The sequence below is a fragment of the Streptomyces sp. NBC_01426 genome (assembly GCF_036231985.1).
Lineage (GTDB): Bacteria > Actinomycetota > Actinomycetes > Streptomycetales > Streptomycetaceae > Streptomyces.
Window position 1 is genome coordinate 7,364,902 of the sequence record NZ_CP109500.1, and the last position, 14,969, is coordinate 7,379,870.

General features: G+C 72.5%; 9 protein-coding genes. 4 read left to right on the plus strand and 5 right to left on the minus strand.

Going from position 1 to position 14,969, the window contains the following annotated elements; translation table 11 throughout:
* The first annotated feature begins 298 nt into the window (after positions 1 to 298).
* Genes OG906_RS33020 through OG906_RS33030 form a run of 3 tightly spaced genes read left to right on the plus strand, consistent with a single transcriptional unit; the run spans position 299 to position 3,887 of the window.
* Positions 299 to 1,648 carry a discoidin domain-containing protein gene (locus OG906_RS33020; RefSeq protein ID WP_329447697.1) on the plus strand — a complete coding sequence of 450 codons (1,350 nt, stop codon included), beginning with the start codon at positions 299 to 301 and terminating at the stop codon, positions 1,646 to 1,648.
* Positions 1,648 to 2,904 (plus strand): MFS transporter, encoded by a 1,257-nt coding sequence (locus tag OG906_RS33025; protein ID WP_329447698.1) that lies wholly within the window; start codon positions 1,648 to 1,650, stop codon positions 2,902 to 2,904. Before OG906_RS33020 ends, OG906_RS33025 begins: the two co-directional genes overlap by 1 nt.
* Positions 2,901 to 3,887, plus strand: a complete 987-nt coding sequence (locus OG906_RS33030; protein WP_329447699.1) for a TolB family protein — start codon at positions 2,901 to 2,903, stop codon at positions 3,885 to 3,887. Before OG906_RS33025 ends, OG906_RS33030 begins: the two co-directional genes overlap by 4 nt.
* A gap of 29 nt (positions 3,888 to 3,916) precedes the next feature.
* Here OG906_RS33030 and OG906_RS33035 read toward each other — a convergent pair whose 3' ends face one another.
* Both OG906_RS33035 and OG906_RS33040 read right to left on the minus strand, forming a co-directional pair.
* Complete coding sequence (locus OG906_RS33035; protein ID WP_329447700.1) at positions 3,917 to 4,798, minus strand: NAD(P)H-binding protein; 882 nt, start codon at positions 4,796 to 4,798, stop codon at positions 3,917 to 3,919.
* A 282-nt stretch (positions 4,799 to 5,080) separates the two neighbouring features.
* Positions 5,081 to 5,908 (minus strand): hypothetical protein, encoded by an 828-nt coding sequence (locus tag OG906_RS33040; protein WP_329447701.1) that lies wholly within the window; start codon positions 5,906 to 5,908, stop codon positions 5,081 to 5,083.
* Positions 5,909 to 6,131: 223 nt separating this feature from the next.
* On the opposite strand from OG906_RS33040, the gene OG906_RS33045 reads away from it, so the two are divergent.
* Positions 6,132 to 8,909: an AfsR/SARP family transcriptional regulator gene (locus OG906_RS33045; RefSeq protein ID WP_329447702.1), complete on the plus strand. Its 2,778-nt coding sequence runs from the start codon at positions 6,132 to 6,134 to the stop codon at positions 8,907 to 8,909.
* 107 nt (positions 8,910 to 9,016) lie between these two features.
* On the opposite strand, the gene OG906_RS33050 is transcribed toward OG906_RS33045, so the two are convergent.
* The 3 genes from OG906_RS33050 to OG906_RS33060 form a co-directional block, all read right to left on the minus strand.
* A complete protein-coding gene (locus tag OG906_RS33050; protein ID WP_329447703.1) occupies positions 9,017 to 10,594 on the minus strand; it encodes a phosphatidylinositol-specific phospholipase C domain-containing protein in 1,578 nt (525 codons plus the stop codon).
* 185 nt (positions 10,595 to 10,779) lie between these two features.
* Positions 10,780 to 13,548, minus strand: a complete 2,769-nt coding sequence (locus OG906_RS33055; RefSeq protein WP_443067435.1) for a LuxR C-terminal-related transcriptional regulator — start codon at positions 13,546 to 13,548, stop codon at positions 10,780 to 10,782.
* A gap of 277 nt (positions 13,549 to 13,825) precedes the next feature.
* Positions 13,826 to 14,941, minus strand: a complete 1,116-nt coding sequence (locus tag OG906_RS33060) for a Gfo/Idh/MocA family protein (protein WP_329447705.1) — start codon at positions 14,939 to 14,941, stop codon at positions 13,826 to 13,828.
* Between the last annotated feature and the right edge of the window lie 28 nt (positions 14,942 to 14,969).

A 14,969-nucleotide genomic window follows, 5' to 3' on the forward strand; every position in this document is an offset into this window, starting at 1 on the left:
CTGATGACGGCGCGAACGCCCCCTCCTCGCGGGCGCCCCCGTGTCGCCCCGTGACGACCCTCCGGGAGCCTCCGCGGGGCCCGCGGAAGGGGCCCTCCGCACCACTGGTAGGAAACCTTCCTATCCGATACGCTCCCGGTCGGCGGCTTGGCGCGGTGCCCGCTCCCCGGGGCATGACGCGCTCAGCGAGAGCTCTGCCCCGGCCGCCGTCGCGCTGCCCCCGACCGTCCCTCGTCTCGGGGGCGGTGCCCCCGCACCGGTGCCCAGCTCTCGCCGTCCCCGAAGCAAGGGAGTCCAGATGCACCTCAACGCCTCAGCCGGAACCCCCCTGTTACACACCCGCCCCCGCACCCTCCTCCTCGTGCTCACCGGCGTCCTCGCGCTCGTCGGCGGGCTGTTGCTCGCCTGGCCCGGACGGGCCGGAGCCGCCGCCGACCCGCTCATCTCGCGCGGGAGGCCCGCCACCGCCTCCTCCGCCGAGAGCTCCTCGCTCGCGGCCGCCAACGCCTTCGACGGCTCCGCCACCACCCGCTGGGCCAGCGCCGAGGGCGAGGACCCGCAGTGGATCCGGGTCGACCTGGGAGCCGGCGCCGCCGTCACCCGGGTCCGGCTGACCTGGGAGGCCGCCTACGCCAAGGCGTACCGTGTCGAGGTCTCCGAGGACGGGGCCACCTGGATCACCCTCGCCGAGGAAAGCGCGGGCAACGGTGCCACCGACGACTGGACCGGCCTCACGGGCAAGGGCCGCTACCTGCGCATCCACGGCACCGCCCGCGGCACGACGTACGGCTACTCGCTCTTCGAGGCCGAGGTGTACGGCACGCCCGGCGGCGGCCCGCCCCCGGCGGGCGCCTTCACCGTGGTCGCCGCCGGCGACATCGCCGCCCAGTGCACCGCCTCCGACAGCGGCTGCGCCCACCCGAAGACCGCCGCCCTCGCCCGGCAGATCAACCCGAAATTCTATCTGACGATGGGCGACAACCAGTACGACGACGCCCGGATCGCCGACTTCCGGGCCTACTACGACAAGACCTGGGGGGCCTTCAAGGCGAGGACCCGCCCGGTTCCCGGCAATCACGAGACATACGACCCGGCGGGCGCCCTCGCCGGCTACAAGGCCTACTTCGGCAGCATCGCCTACCCGCAGGGCAAGAGCTACTACAGCTTCGACGAGGCCAACTGGCACTTCATCGCCCTCGACTCCAACTCCTTCGACCAGAAGGCCCAGACCGACTGGCTCAAGGCCGACCTCGCCGCCAACACCAAGCCCTGCGTGGCCGCCTACTGGCACCACCCGCTCTACTCCTCGGGCGGACACGGCAACGACCCGGTCTCCAAGCCCGTGTGGAAGCTCCTCTACGGCGCCAAGGCCGACCTCGTCCTGAACGGCCACGACCACCACTACGAGCGGTTCGCCCCGCAGGACCCCGACGGCAAGGCCACCGCGAGCGGCATCGTGGAGATCGTCGGAGGGATGGGCGGAGCCGAGCCCTATCCGATCGAGGAGGTCCAGCCCAACAGCCAGAAGCGGATCAGCGGCCAGTACGGCGTGCTGAAGCTGGAGTTCACCGACTCCGGGTACGGCTGGACCTACGTCGGCAGCGACGGCCAGGTCAAGGACACGAGCCCGAAGTACAGCTGCCACTGATGTACCTGGCCCACACCGGCCGCCCGGACGCGCCGCCCCGCACCCCAGGGGCCCGGCGGCGCGTCCCCGCCGCCGTCCTCGCCCTCGGCGCCGTCAGCCTCGTCACCGACGTCTCCTCCGAAATGGTCACCGCCGTACTGCCCCTCTACCTCGTGCTCGGACTCGGCCTCTCCCCCCTCCAATTCGGCTTCCTGGACGGCATGTTCAACGCCGCGACCGCCCTCGTACGGCTGCTCGGCGGCCGGCTCGCCGATCGCGGCGGCCGGCACAAGCGGATCGCCGGTGCCGGATACCTGCTGTCCGCCCTCTCCCGACTGGGCCTGCTCCTCGCCGGCGGAGCCGCCACCGGCATCGCCGCCTCCCTCGCCGTCGACCGGCTCGGCAAGGGCATCCGCACCGCCCCGCGCGACGCCCTGATCTCACTCAGCGTTCCACCGGAGGCCCTCGGCCGGGCCTTCGGCGTGCACCGCGCCATGGACACCACCGGGGCGCTCCTCGGTCCCCTCGCCGCGTTCGCCGTCCTGTGGGCCACCGCCGACGCCTACGACGCGGTGTTCGCCGTCAGTTTCTGCACCGGGCTGTTCGGGGTGCTCCTGCTCGCCCTGTACGTACCGGCCGCCGCGGGCCGTACCGTCTCGCCCCCGGCACCACCCCGGGCGACGCCACTGCGCGACCCGGTCTTCCGCCGCATCCTGGCGGCCGCGGTGCTGCTCGGCGCGGCCACCATCGGCGACGCCTTCCTCTACCTGCTGATCCAGCGCGGGCTCGACCTGCCGCCCGCCCTCTTCCCGCTGCTGCCCCTCGGCGCCGCCGCCGGCTACCTGCTGCTCGCCGTCCCGGCGGGCCGGATCGCCGACTCCCGGGGGCGCCGGCTGCCGTTCCTGCTCGGGCACGCCGCACTGCTCGGCGCGTACACCGTCCTGCTCCTGCCGCCCGGTTGGCCGAGCATCGCGGCCGTCCTGCTGCTCCTGTCCGTCTTCTACGCCTGCACGGACGGTGTCCTGATGGCGTACGCCGGTCCCGTGCTCCCCGCCGGCGGCAGGGCCGGCGGGCTCGCGGTGCTCCAGACCGGCCAGGCACTGGCCCGGCTCCTCGGCGCGGCCGGCTTCGGGGCCGCCTGGACCTACTGGGGGCAGGGGCCCGCCCTGTGGGCGGCGGCGCTTGTCCTCGCCCTGGCCCTCGCCGCCGCCTGGCGGGTGCTGCCCGCCTCCGTACCCGCCGGCCCGTCGCCCGTCCCCGCACCGGAGGAGCCGTGACACCCCACCGACACAGGTTGCGCACCGCTCTGGTCGCCCTCGCCGTGTTCGTCCTCGCCGGCGGCTCTCTCGGGTACGTCATGCACGCCCGCCACCGCGAGCAGACGACCCGGCAGAGCGGCGACGGCTCGTTCGGCCTGGCCGCGCCCGGACTCTACTTCCGCGACGCGGCCACCGGGCTGCTCGCGCGCGCGGCCGGCCCCGGGGGAGCGGGCGCGCGCGGCGGCCCCACGTGCGACCGGTTCCACGCCGCCGCGAACCGCGTGCTGTGCCTGCGCAAACTACCCGGCCTGCCGGCACGCACCGAGGCCCTGGTGACGGACCGGCAGCTGCGGGAGATCCGCCGCGTGACCGTCCCCGGCATCCCCAACCGGGCCAGGGTGTCCGCCTCGGGCAATCTGCTGTCCTGGACCACGTTCGCGACGGGCGACTCCTACGCCGGCCCCGGCTTCTCCACCCGGACCTCGATCCTGGACCTGCGCACCGGCTACCTGGTCAAGACGATGGAGGACATTCCGCTGACCCTCGGCGGAGCCCGCCACCACGCGGCCGACGTCAACTACTGGGGCGTCACCTTCGCGGCGGACGACAACCGCTTCTTCGCCACCGTCTCGACCCGCGGCCGCACCCACCTCGTGGAGGGGGACCTGCGGAGTTGGTCGGCCAGGGCGCTGCGCGAGAACGTCGAATGCCCGTCACTGTCCCCCGACGGCGCCCGGATCGCCTTCAAGAAGAGGGTCTCCGACGACCCGGCGGACCCCTGGCGGCTCTTCGTCCTGGACCTGGCGAACCTGCGCGACCATCCGCTCGCCGAGCCGCACGGCGTCGACGACCAGGCCGTCTGGCTGGACGACACGACCATCGGTTACGCCCGGCCGGGCCAGGGCGGCCGGGCGAGCGACATCTGGTCCGTCCCGGCCGACGGCACGGGCACACCCCGCCTCGTGGTGACGGGCGGCTCCTCACCGGCCGTCGTGGCCTGACCCCGGGTGGCGGCCAGGCCACCGCCGGCTCACGACGCGTCGACGATCCGGTGCCGGAGGTGGTCGTAGGCCCAGGCGGCGAGGGTGGTCGGGGTGGTGGTCCGCACGCTTCGGCGTTGTTCGGGCACGAAGTTCTCGCGCAGGCCGGTCGACATCCCGAGCACGGCCTCCACCAACCCGTCGGTCATTCCGGCCTGGTGGAGCCGGCTGCGCATGGTGTCGTCGGTGATCCGTTCGACGTCGATCCGCCGGCCGGTGGCGGCGGTGAGGATCTCCGCGACGTGTCGCCAGGTGAGGTCGGCGGGTCCGTGGACCGCCTGTACGCAGCGCCCGGACCAAGTGGGGGACAGCAGACGGGTGGTGGCTACCTCGGCGATGTCGCGAGGTGCCACCCAGGCCATGGGTTGGTCGAGTGGAAGGATCACCTGGAGGGTGCCCGCTCGCAGGGCGTCGAGTTGAAGTTCGAGATTGGTGAAGAAGTAGCCGCAGCGCAGGTGGGTGACGTGGACGTCGCAGTCGTCCAAGGCGGTCTCGGTCCGTGCCAGACCGTCGATCTCGCCGGCGCCGTGACGTTTCTCGGCTCCGACGCTGCTCTGGAAGACGATCCGGCCGATCCGGTTGTCGGTGACGGCGCGGACCACGCTGGTGGTGGCGCGGGCGTAGTCGGCGAGGGGATCCTCGCTGCCGGTGGTCGGGTCCACCCAGAAGAGCGAGTCGATGCCGCGGGTGGCGGCCACCACCGAGTCGGCGTCGAACTGGTCGACCAGCGCGACATCCACCTCGTTTCGGATCTCGGGAGCCAGCCGGTCGGGATCGCGCAGCAAGACGCGCGGCCGGACACCGGCGCGGACCAGCATGGCGACGACGTGACGGCCGACGTTCCCGGTCGGGGTGGTGACGGCGATCTGCATGTGTTCCTCCTTCGAAGCCTCGACTTCAGCCTAGTGCTGTGGCCGGAAAGGTTTGCCGGGTCGCGGTGTCCGGTGCGGTGCATCGCAAGGCGGAGGACTGCCGCTTGTACTGGACGTACTCGGGCGGTTCGACAACGCGGCGAGGTGCCGTGCCGGGCGCCGCGACACGGTGAACCTTTCCGGCCGCAGCACTAGGAGCCGAGGCGCCCCGAAGGCCTTCGGCGCCGCGGAGGAACGGGCCGTGCCTTCGCTCCCGCCTGCGTGCCCTCGGTGAGGGATCGTTCAGCGCCCCAGGGCGGCGCGCAGGGTGATCCCGTGGCGGCTGCGCAGGCGACGTACCTCCCAGACGGAGAGTGCGGTCACCGACAGGGGGCCGCCGAGCATGAACGTGTACAGCACCTCCGGCGGTGCGGCGACGTCGGGGCCGTTGAAGAGCTGGAACGCGAAGAGCGACCAGACCAGCAGGGGCGAGATCAACGCCGGGAGCAGTTGGTGCACGTCCGAAGCCCGGAAGCACGTGAAGACGCAGGTGTAGGCGGAGAAGAGGGTGAAGGGGACCGAGGCGATCACCACGGCGACGGATGCCAGCCAGCCGACGACCAGGAACAGGAACCCCAGCACCGCGGAGAAGAATCCGAGTCCGATGGTCGAGGAGAGGAAGCCCTTCAAGTCCTCGGGGGTGACGAGCTCGCCTTGGAGGGCGGTGATCCCCACCCACATGGCGGTGGGGCCGAGGGCAAGCATGAGGACCAGGATGATCGGCCGGTGCAGTCGTTCCGCGAAGTCACGGCGCCGATCCCGGGTGCTCGCGGAGAGGAAGACCGTGATGCCGATGATGCTGCCCATGGCCAGGATGACGCAGGCGAGGCCCAGTTCGACGACTTTGCCGACGATGAACTCCTCGCCACCGCTGCTCAGGGGATATGCCACGACCAGATAGACGGCAGCGGCCAGACCGATGATCGTCCGGGCGCGTTGCATCCAGGCGATGAGCGGGTCGTGCGCCTGCTCGGCCGTCGATTCGAGGCCTCCCGCCCAGGCCCGGAAGAACGCCCTCAGCGCGCCACCGGACGTGGATCGGTTCGCGGACGTCGTTCTGTTCGTACTCACTTGGTGCTTTCCCCCGAAGTAACGCGTGTGCTCCGTGGGGCACGTGGACACCCGACACGGACGTCGAACACCCTATCGGGGAGTGGGCTCGAACTCGTACGCCGAGCGACTCCACCCACTGCCCGGCCAGGGGTCCTCCCGACAGCAGGGCGCACGGCCCGGCGCCGCTTGCTTCTTGTCCGTGGGCGCTATCCTGAACTCTTTTGCTGGGAGGCGTGGGCAGATGGAGTTCCGATTGCTCGGAGCGGTGTCGGTTGTCACCGAGGCAGGCGATCTACCGCTCGGTCCCGTCAAACGGCGCAGCCTGCTGGCCGCCCTGCTGCTGCGCCCCAACAACCCGGTGCTTGTCGATTACTTGACGACCGCTCTGTGGGAACGGGAACCGCCGGCGCGCGCCCGCAGCGTCATCCAGGGCCATGTGTCCCAGTTGCGGGCCTCGCTGACGCGCGCCGGCGCCGGGGCGCACGGCGTCGAGTTGGTCACCCAGGGCGCGGCGTACGTCCTGCGCATGCCGAGGGTCCTGCTGGACGTGCACCGCTTCGAGGATCTGGTGGCCCGGGCCCGTGAGCAGCGTGACCCGGCCGACGCCGTGGCGATGTACCGGGAGGCGCTGTCGCTGTGGCAGGGACCGGCGCTGGCCGACGTGTGCCCGAGCCCTCCGCTGCAGGCCGCCGCGCAGGCCTTGGAGGAGCTGCGGCTGGCCGCGGTGGAGCAGTTGGCGGCGGGCTACGCCCGGTCGGGTGAGCACGCCGGCGCCGTGACCGTTCTGCGCGCCGAGGCAGTGGCCCACCCGCTGCGCGAATCGTTGTCCGCCGCCCTCATGGGGGCGCTCCAGAGCGCGGGCCGCCGCTCGGAGGCGCTGGACTGGTTCCACCGCACCCGACGGCTGCTCGCCGACGAACTGGGCGTGGACCCGGGTCCGGAACTGGCGAACGCCTTCGCCTGCGCCCTGCGCGGCGCTGAAGGAGGCCCGACGCAGGCCACGGGGGACGTGGAGACGGCAGCCGCCGAGGTCCCGGATCCTCGCCCGGCCACCGCGCCGGTCGATCCGGCCCACGCCGCCGTACCGGATGTCGTCGCGCACACCCACGCGCCCGATCTGCTCCCGCGCGCACCGCGCGGCTTCCACGGGCGGACGGCGGAGCTCGCCGCCCTGTCCCGGGCCGCCACAGGCGAGGCACCCGTCTGCCTGATCACCGGGCCCGCCGGGGTGGGGAAGACGGCCCTGGTGCTGCACTGGGCACACCAAGGCCGGGCCGATTTCCCCGACGGGCGGCTCTATGCCGACCTGCGCGGCTTCGGCGACACGGGCGTGCCGGATCGGATGGAGGTGCTGCGCGAGTTCCTGCCGGCGCTCGGTGTCGCGCAGCACCGGATACCGGATTCGGCGAACGGCGCGGCCGCGCTGTTCCGGTCGCTGACCGCCGACCGCCGGCTCCTCGTGGTGCTCGACAACGCGCGTGACTCCGAGCAGGTCAGGCCGCTCCTGCCGGGCGGTCCCCGCTGCGTCACCATCGTCACGAGCAGACACCGGCTGCCGGGGCTGATCGTCACCGACACCGCCCGGCCCGTGGCGGTGGACGTGCTCGGGCCGCAGGACGGCACGATGCTCCTCGCCGGGGTACTCGGCGCGGAACGGGTGCTCGCGGAGCCCGTCGCCGCGCGGCGGCTGGCCGAGCTGTGCGGCGGGCTGCCGCTCGCGCTGCGGGTGGCGGCCGCCAGGCTGGCGCAACGGCCCGGATGGTCGCTGGCCGCGATGACCGCCGAACTGTCCGACGAGACGCGCCGGCTGAGCCTGCTGGACGTGGAGGACACCGGCGTGCGGGCGGCGCTGCACCTGACGCTGCGGCAACTCCCCCTGCACGTCTCCCGTCAGTTCGCCCATCTCGGCCGCCACCCCGGCACACACGTCGACCGGTATGCGGCGGCGGCCCTGGCGGGTACGGATCCGGCAGCCGCCGAGAGTGCCCTGGAGCGGCTGGCCGTGGCGCACCTCGTCACGGAGTCGGCGCCCGGTCGCTGGACGCTGCACGATCTCGTACGGCTCTACGCGCGGAGCCTGGACGCCGGGCCCGATGCGCTGGGGCGGGTGCTCGACCACTACATCGCCACGGGACTCGCGGCCGTGGCCGCGGCCGAGCCCGGCAACGAGGAGTGCCTCCCGCTGCCGGCTGACTACCTGGCGCCCGCCGCCGTGAGGGAGTTCGCCGACCGGTCCGCGGCCGTGGCGTGGTACGCGGCCGAGAGGGACGACCTCACGTCGGCGGTGGCCGCGGCACACGCCGCCGGACTGCACGGCAGGACCTGGCGCATCATCCTGCTGCTATGGCCGCTGATCGTGTGGCGCGTGCGGGACGGCTGGGTTCCGCTCCTGGAGACCGGGCTGGAGGCGGCCCGGGCCGACGCCGATCAGCACGGCGAATCGCGAGTGCTGAACGTGCTCGGCTGGGTGCTGATCGAGGAAGGACGCATCGTGGAGGCGCTGAATCGCCTGGGGGCCGCCTCCGCGCTCGCCGCCCGCTCGGGTGACGTGGTCGCCGAGGCGAACGCGCTGATCGTGCTGGCCATGGCGCAGGCGGCGCTCGGCGACCCGGACGAGGCCGCGCAGGGATGCGAACGGGCGGTGGAGCTGGCCCGCTCGGCCGGAAACCGGACCATCGAGAGACTGGCCATGCAGCACCTCGCCCGGCACCGCGTCGACGCCGGGAAATGGCGCCCGGCCCTCGACACGGCGACCGAGGCCCTCGCCTTCGACGATCGATCGGACACGGCCGACGTGCCCCGGGTACTGCTGCTCATCGTGAGGGGAGAAGCGCTGCTGGGGCTCGGGGACCGGGCCGAGGGCATCCGGCAGCTCGACCGGGCGGCCCGCGAGGCGGATGCGTCCGGCTACGAGGACGGTGCGGTACGGGCGCTCGGCGTACTGCTGCGGGTATCGGCGGATCCGGGGCTCCAGGCGCGATACGACGAGGCGGTCGCGCGCCTCACGACGCGCACGTGAGCCCACCTTGAAGGTCGACCGGCCGCTCGCCGCGGTCGCCGGAGCAACCGGACCGGAGCAGGCCGCCCCTCCGGGAAGGAGGGGCGGCCTGCGAGCCTGCGCGGGGGTTACTTCTTCGGGCAGGTTTCCTGGGTGACCTTGCCGCCCGACGTGTCGGCGGTGGCCGGGTCCATCGACAGGCACAGGCCCGTCCAGTTGTTGATGAACGTGTAGGCCGGTCGGGGCCCGGTCGCGGTGGCGAGCTTGGTCGGGATGATGTTCCACATCTGACTGCCCGAGAACCAGCGGGTCTCGCAGTCCCACCAGAACAACTGGGTGCCGGAGCCCGGCGGCGTGCCGTTGTTGTAGGGGACGGTCAGGCACTTGCCGTTGCTCGCCTTGATCCAGTGGTAACCCTTGCCCATGTTGCCGGGCGGCTGCTCCGCCCCCCACTGGTGGCTGCTGGGCGGGGTCGACTGGCACACGCGCTGGGTGACCAGTCCGCCGGTCTTGGAGCTGTCGAACTCGGGACCCCGCACCATGCAACGGCCGTTCAGGCTGTTGACGTAGGTCTTGTCGCTTGTGACCTGCCAGATCATCCGGTTGCCGCCCTTGACGGCATTGTCCTCGTTGTGGTCGATGATCGCGTTCACCAGGCCCCAGCCGGGGAAGTCCGTCATGACGATGCCGACGCGGCCCTTTTCGCTGTTGAGGTACTTCATCAGGTGGTAGTTCACGCCCGGGACCTCGGTGCTGACCCCGCCCTGGACCTTCGTGTAGCCGCCGGCGTAGTAGAGCGGCGACCCCCCACCGGGGACCGTGTTCGCGGACGTGTACGTCACATACAGGCCACCGTCGGAGGAGTTCCCCTTGGCCCGCGAGATGGCCGCGTCGACGTTCGTCTTGACGAGGTTCCACTTCTCCGGGATGGACGACGCGTTGTAGGTGTCTTCCTTGTGGTCGTTGAAGCCCTCGATCCCGTAGCCGTCGCTGTCGACGTTGTCGAAGCCGGCCAGGACCAACTTGCCGCGCACGTCCCCGAGCGTGGGTACCTTCGCCCTGCCGGTGCCCTTCACCGAATCGGCCCAGAAGAGGTCGCGGTACTGACTCGCCCCCACGTAGCCGGCGAAGATCTGCCTGACGTCCGCCGGTTGCACCGACTTCGGCTCGTTCGCGCAGTCCGTGATGCCGGGGCTCGTGTACGCGCACTCGGCCCTCATCCGCATCACGATCGTCTCGGTCGGATGCGCCTTGAGGAAGCCCTGCGCCTTCTTCAGGACGTCGTCGAAGTTGGCCTGCTGGTAGAACGCGCTGTGGTGGATCGTGAACGAGCCCCCGATGGCACGGACCCGGATGTCGATGGCACGGATACCGCGTTCCAACTGCGCCGTCAGCGTGTTCGCGCTGTCGCCGTAGTCCTCCTGCGTCTGCACGGCGGAACCGCCGTGGATGGCCAGGGTGTCATGGGTGCCGGGGATGGACATCGCCGACAGCTTCGTGTCGCTCGCGACGCCCCACATCCACTCCGCCCGGTCCGCCTGCCCGAGATTGCGGTGTGCGTCCTGGTTGGTCGACCCGGCCGCCCCGGCGGCGGTGGGCGTCAGCAGCGCCGCCCCCAAGGCGACACAGACCGTCAGCAGCCGTGCCAACGGGCGGGACCGGCGGCGCGAACCGGCGCCGGCGGCATGGGGGATGGTGCGGGGCATGGGACTCCTGTCCGAGTGCGGGGCGGTACGGATCCCAGCCTGAGCCCCACCGCCGGCGCTTCACTGACGTACCGCTGACGCCCCGCCCCCACACACGCAAGCGGCCCGACGGACATCGCACAGCGGGGTCCGCCTCGGCCGCACCGACGTCCCGCCCGAACCAGGACCCCCGTCGCGCCGCTCGTTCAGGAGGGCAGCCCCAGCACGCCCGTCAGCTCGGACCGGCGCCGGACCGCGAGCTTGCGGTACACGCGGGTCAGGTGCTGTTCCACCGTGCTCACCGTGATGTACAGCTGACTGCCGATCTGCCGGTTCGACCGGCCGGCCGCGGCCAAGGAGGCCACCTGCCGCTCGGCCTCCGTCAGACCCTCGGTGGCGACGCCCGCCGGCAGCAGAACGGCTCCCTCCGGGCGTCCGGCCTCCGCCGGGGACGGCCCGGCCGGGACCGGAGGCCCGTCGAGGGGGGCCGCGAGGGGGCGTACCCGGTCGGGCGCGCCACATTCGGCGGCCAGGCGCTGCGCCTCGCTCCAGCGCGCACGCGCGGTACGCGTGAGGCCCTCCGCCAGGTCCACGTCACCGAGGTCGCCGAGCACCCGGGCGAGCGAGAGCCGGCTGCCGGTCGCGCGAAGGGTCCGCTCCGCCTCCTCCAAATGCGCCCTGCGCCGCCCGGGCTCGTCCAGCGCGGCCAGCACGGCCAGGGCGCGCCCCCGGGCGTCGGTCGGCCGGTCACCCTGCGCGATCTCCGCCACGACCAACCGCCGGGCCCGCTCCGGTTTGCCGAGGGCCAGATACGCCTCCGCGGCGTGGGCGCGCCAACCGAGGGGCCCGAGAGGGTTTCCCCGGGACTCGTCCGAGGGGGCGCAGGCCGTGAAGTCGGTCAACGCCGCGCGCGGACGGCCCGATTCCAGCAGATAGCTGCCGCGGGCGATCCGGTACAGCGGGCCGAAGGACGAGTCCCACATCTCGTCGGGGACCGGACGCTCCAGGTACCTCACCGCCTGGTTCGGATCCCCCATCACGGTGTGCGCGGCGATCAGGACCGACAGCGGCATCCCGACGGCGATGCCCCAACTGCGGTCGGGCAGCAGCTCCAAGGCGGACGCGGCACTCTGCACGGCCGTGTGCAGATCCCCCAGGTTCCACCGGATGTGGGCGCGCAGACCGCCCAGGAGTGCTCTGCGGACCGGGAGTTCGTCCGGGGTCAGGCGGCTCCACTGTTCCTCGCACAGCCGGTCGGCGAGCGTCATCTCGCCGTTCCGTGTGAGTTCCAGGACGGCCGCGAGATCCAGCTCCCGGAACCATCGGGGGTTGATGACGGCCGGCACGGACGGCCGTTCGGCGGCGTCGTGGGCGTCCGTACCGGTCAGGGTGGTAGTCGACGGCAGGAGCAGTCGGCGGCCCCCGGGGACGGGCTCGGCACAGGACCCGGGCATCGTTGTCAACGCGTGCCGGCCGGGGGCGTCGGTGTCCGCAGCGTCGCAGAAGTAGGCCTGCACCGCGGGACCGCCGAGCAGGTCCGGCCAGAGGCAGCCGATGAGCGCCTGGAAACCCCGCAACTCGTCGTGCGTGTGCGACGGTTCGCAGGACTCGACCAGGCGGGCCATCACTTCCCGTGCGTGCTCGCGACCGCCGAACCAGAGGAACCAGAGGACGAGGAGTCGCAGCGCGCCGCAGTCGACCTCGCCGGCGCGCGCCGCCGACAGCAGCCGGTTCACCTCCGGCTCCGCCGCCAGGGGATTGACGTAGCACTGCGTGCCGATCATCGCGGCGATCACCCTGCCGCGTTGTCCCGGGCCGAGCTCGGCCCGGTCGGCCAACCGCAGGCAGGCGAGCGCCCGATCCGTCTCCCCGGCCATGAGGAGCTGCTGCCAGGCGAGTCGCAGCACGCGCACCTGGCACGCGTCGGGCAGGTCATCCGCGGCGACCAGGTGCCGGGCGACGGAGGGCGCCGGGGCGCCCTCCGTGAACAACAGCGCGGCGGCCCGCCGGTGCAGATCCGGAAGGTCGGCGTCGAGCATGCCGAGGACGGCGTCGGGGACGGCCGGATGTCGGAAGCCGCCGTCTTCCAGCAGACCCGAGCGGTCGAGTTCGGCGAGGTGCTGCTCGATCTCCCCGGGTGGGCGCTCCAGCAGGCGGGCGGCCCGTGGGGGAGTGGCGTCGTCACCCAGTACGGCGAGCGCGCGGACCGTCTCCGCGAGAGCGGGATGGCGGACGAGACCGGCGACGTAGGCGGTCCGGAAGGCGGCCCCGACCGGGACCGGCGGCCGGGAAGCGGCGGCCGGGTCCAGGTGCAGATCGCGGACGAGCGCGGTGGCCAGGGCGGGGTTCCCGCCACTGATCCGATGGACGGCCCCGGCAGCCGCGCCGGCGCCGGCCCCCTGTTCCAGCAGCTGTCTGACCTCCTCCTCCCGCAGGTTGGCGACCTCGACCGACCGGGTGCCCGAGAGCCCGAGGAATTCCAGATGGTCACGGATGCCGTCGCGGGAGGTGCGCGGATAGGCCATCACCAGGGTGATGCGGTGGGACTGGGCGCGCCGGGCGAGGTGGAGCAGGCAGGATTGCGAGGCCGGGTCCACGTGGTGGGCGTCGTCGACCAGGACGATGATCCCGGTGTGCGCGGCCGCTGTGACCAGCGCGGAAACCAGTCCCTGAACGTCATGCGAGGGGACGGTGCCGGACGGCGCGGCCAAGGCTCTGTTGCCGACGAGTTGCCGCAGGGCCGACCGGATGCCGTCGGCGACTCCGGAGACATGAACGAACTGCTCCAGGATGGAGAACGGCACGTCGCGTTCGTCGCGATACCCGGTGGCGTGCAGGCACACGAGACCGGAGGCGGCCGCGCGTCTCTTCACATCGTCCAGGAGAAAGGTTTTTCCCGTTCCCGGGCCCCCCTCCAGGAGGAGGACGCCGCCGCGCTGTTCGGCCTGTTTGATGAGGTCATCGGCATCGGACAAAGCCCGCAGCCTTCCGTTCGCATCCCACCGTCCTGTTCGCACGCATGCACGCACAGAACAGAACGGACCTGCCCAGCAAGGCAGGTGACCCCCCGGCCCAGCTAGTGATCAAGTCTATGGGCGCCCGATGGCACGCCGGCCGGAAGGAGCTGTATTCCGCCATTCTCCGACATGTGAACAGAATCCGACCGGCCCCGGTGGAGGGCCGCAGGCAACGACGCGGGAGGCAAGGCGCCCGCCCGCCGTCAGACCTTCCTCCCCTCGCGGACCGCGCCGCTCACCAAGTCCCCCGCTCACGCTCATCATTGGCCGGAACCGCGCTGTCCACCCGCTGCGGTCGGCCGGTCCTGGCGGACGCGTAGACCGCCGTCACGACGGCCACCGCCTGCCGCCCGGCAGACCCGTCCACCAGCGGGGGCCGACCGTCGCGGACGGCGTCGCAGAAGTCCAGGAGCTGGTCCCGGTGCGGCTGGTACAGCAGCCCCGAAACGTCCCGGGCCCCGTCTCCCACCAGCGACGCCGCGTACGCGGCGGACTGGTCGGCGGCGCCGAAGGCCCCGTACGCGGGCGCGTCCTCACCCTCTGCGGCGAGGTGCAGGTAGGCGAGCCGGTCGTCGTCGATGACCACGGAGCCCCGGTCGCCGTTCACCGCCGTCCGGGCGGTGCGCCCCGGGTAGGCGGCCGTGGTGGCGAGCAGGGTGCCCAACGCGCCGTTCGCGAAGCGCAGGCTGGCCGTCGCCACGTCCTCCACCTCGATGCCGGGGTGGGCCAGCCGCGCCGTGTGCGCGGCCACCTCCACCACCGGCCCGGCCAGCCACTGCACCAGGTCCACCGCGTGGATCGCCTGATTCATCAGTGCCCCGCCGCCGTCCAGGTCGGGCGTGCCGCGCCAACTGCCGGAGGCGTAGTACGACGGGCCGCGCCACCACGACAGTTCGGTCATGACGGAGGTCACCCGGCCCACCCGCCCGGACTCGATCACCGTACGGGCCAGCCGGGCGGCGGGATCGAAGCGGTGCTGGGACACCACGCCGAGCGTCCGCCCCGCCTGCCGGGCCACGGCGATCAGGCGGTCGGCCGCCTGGGGCGTCACGTCGACCGGCTTCTCCACCAGTACGTGCTTGCCCGCGCGCAGGGCCGCCTCGGCCAGCTCCGCGTGGGTGCCGCTCGGGGTGCACACGAGCACGGCGTCGATGTCCCGCCGGGCCAGCAGCCCCTCGACGTCGGCCGCGTCGCAACCCACCTCGGCCGCCAGCGCCCCGGCACGCACCGGGTCCCGCCCGGCGACGGCGGCCAGCCGGGCCCGGCCGGCCAGTACCTCGTCCTCGCGCGTCAGCAGCCGAGCCAGGAAGCCGCCGATCGACCCGCAGCCGATCACTCCGAACGTGAGCACGGAAACACTCCTACAGTCAGGGCCGTGG

Excerpts from the sequence above, each read along its gene's own strand:
- OG906_RS33020 (WP_329447697.1), top strand. The coding sequence starts at position 299 with ATGCACCTCAACGCCTCAGCCGGAACCCCCCTGTTACACACCCGCCCC.
- OG906_RS33025 (WP_329447698.1), top strand. The coding sequence starts at position 1,648 with ATGTACCTGGCCCACACCGGCCGCCCGGACGCGCCGCCCCGCACCCCA.
- OG906_RS33035 (WP_329447700.1), bottom strand. The coding sequence starts at position 4,798 with ATGCAGATCGCCGTCACCACCCCGACCGGGAACGTCGGCCGTCACGTC.
- OG906_RS33045 (WP_329447702.1), top strand. The coding sequence starts at position 6,132 with ATGGAGTTCCGATTGCTCGGAGCGGTGTCGGTTGTCACCGAGGCAGGC.
- OG906_RS33050 (WP_329447703.1), bottom strand. The coding sequence starts at position 10,594 with ATGCCCCGCACCATCCCCCATGCCGCCGGCGCCGGTTCGCGCCGCCGG.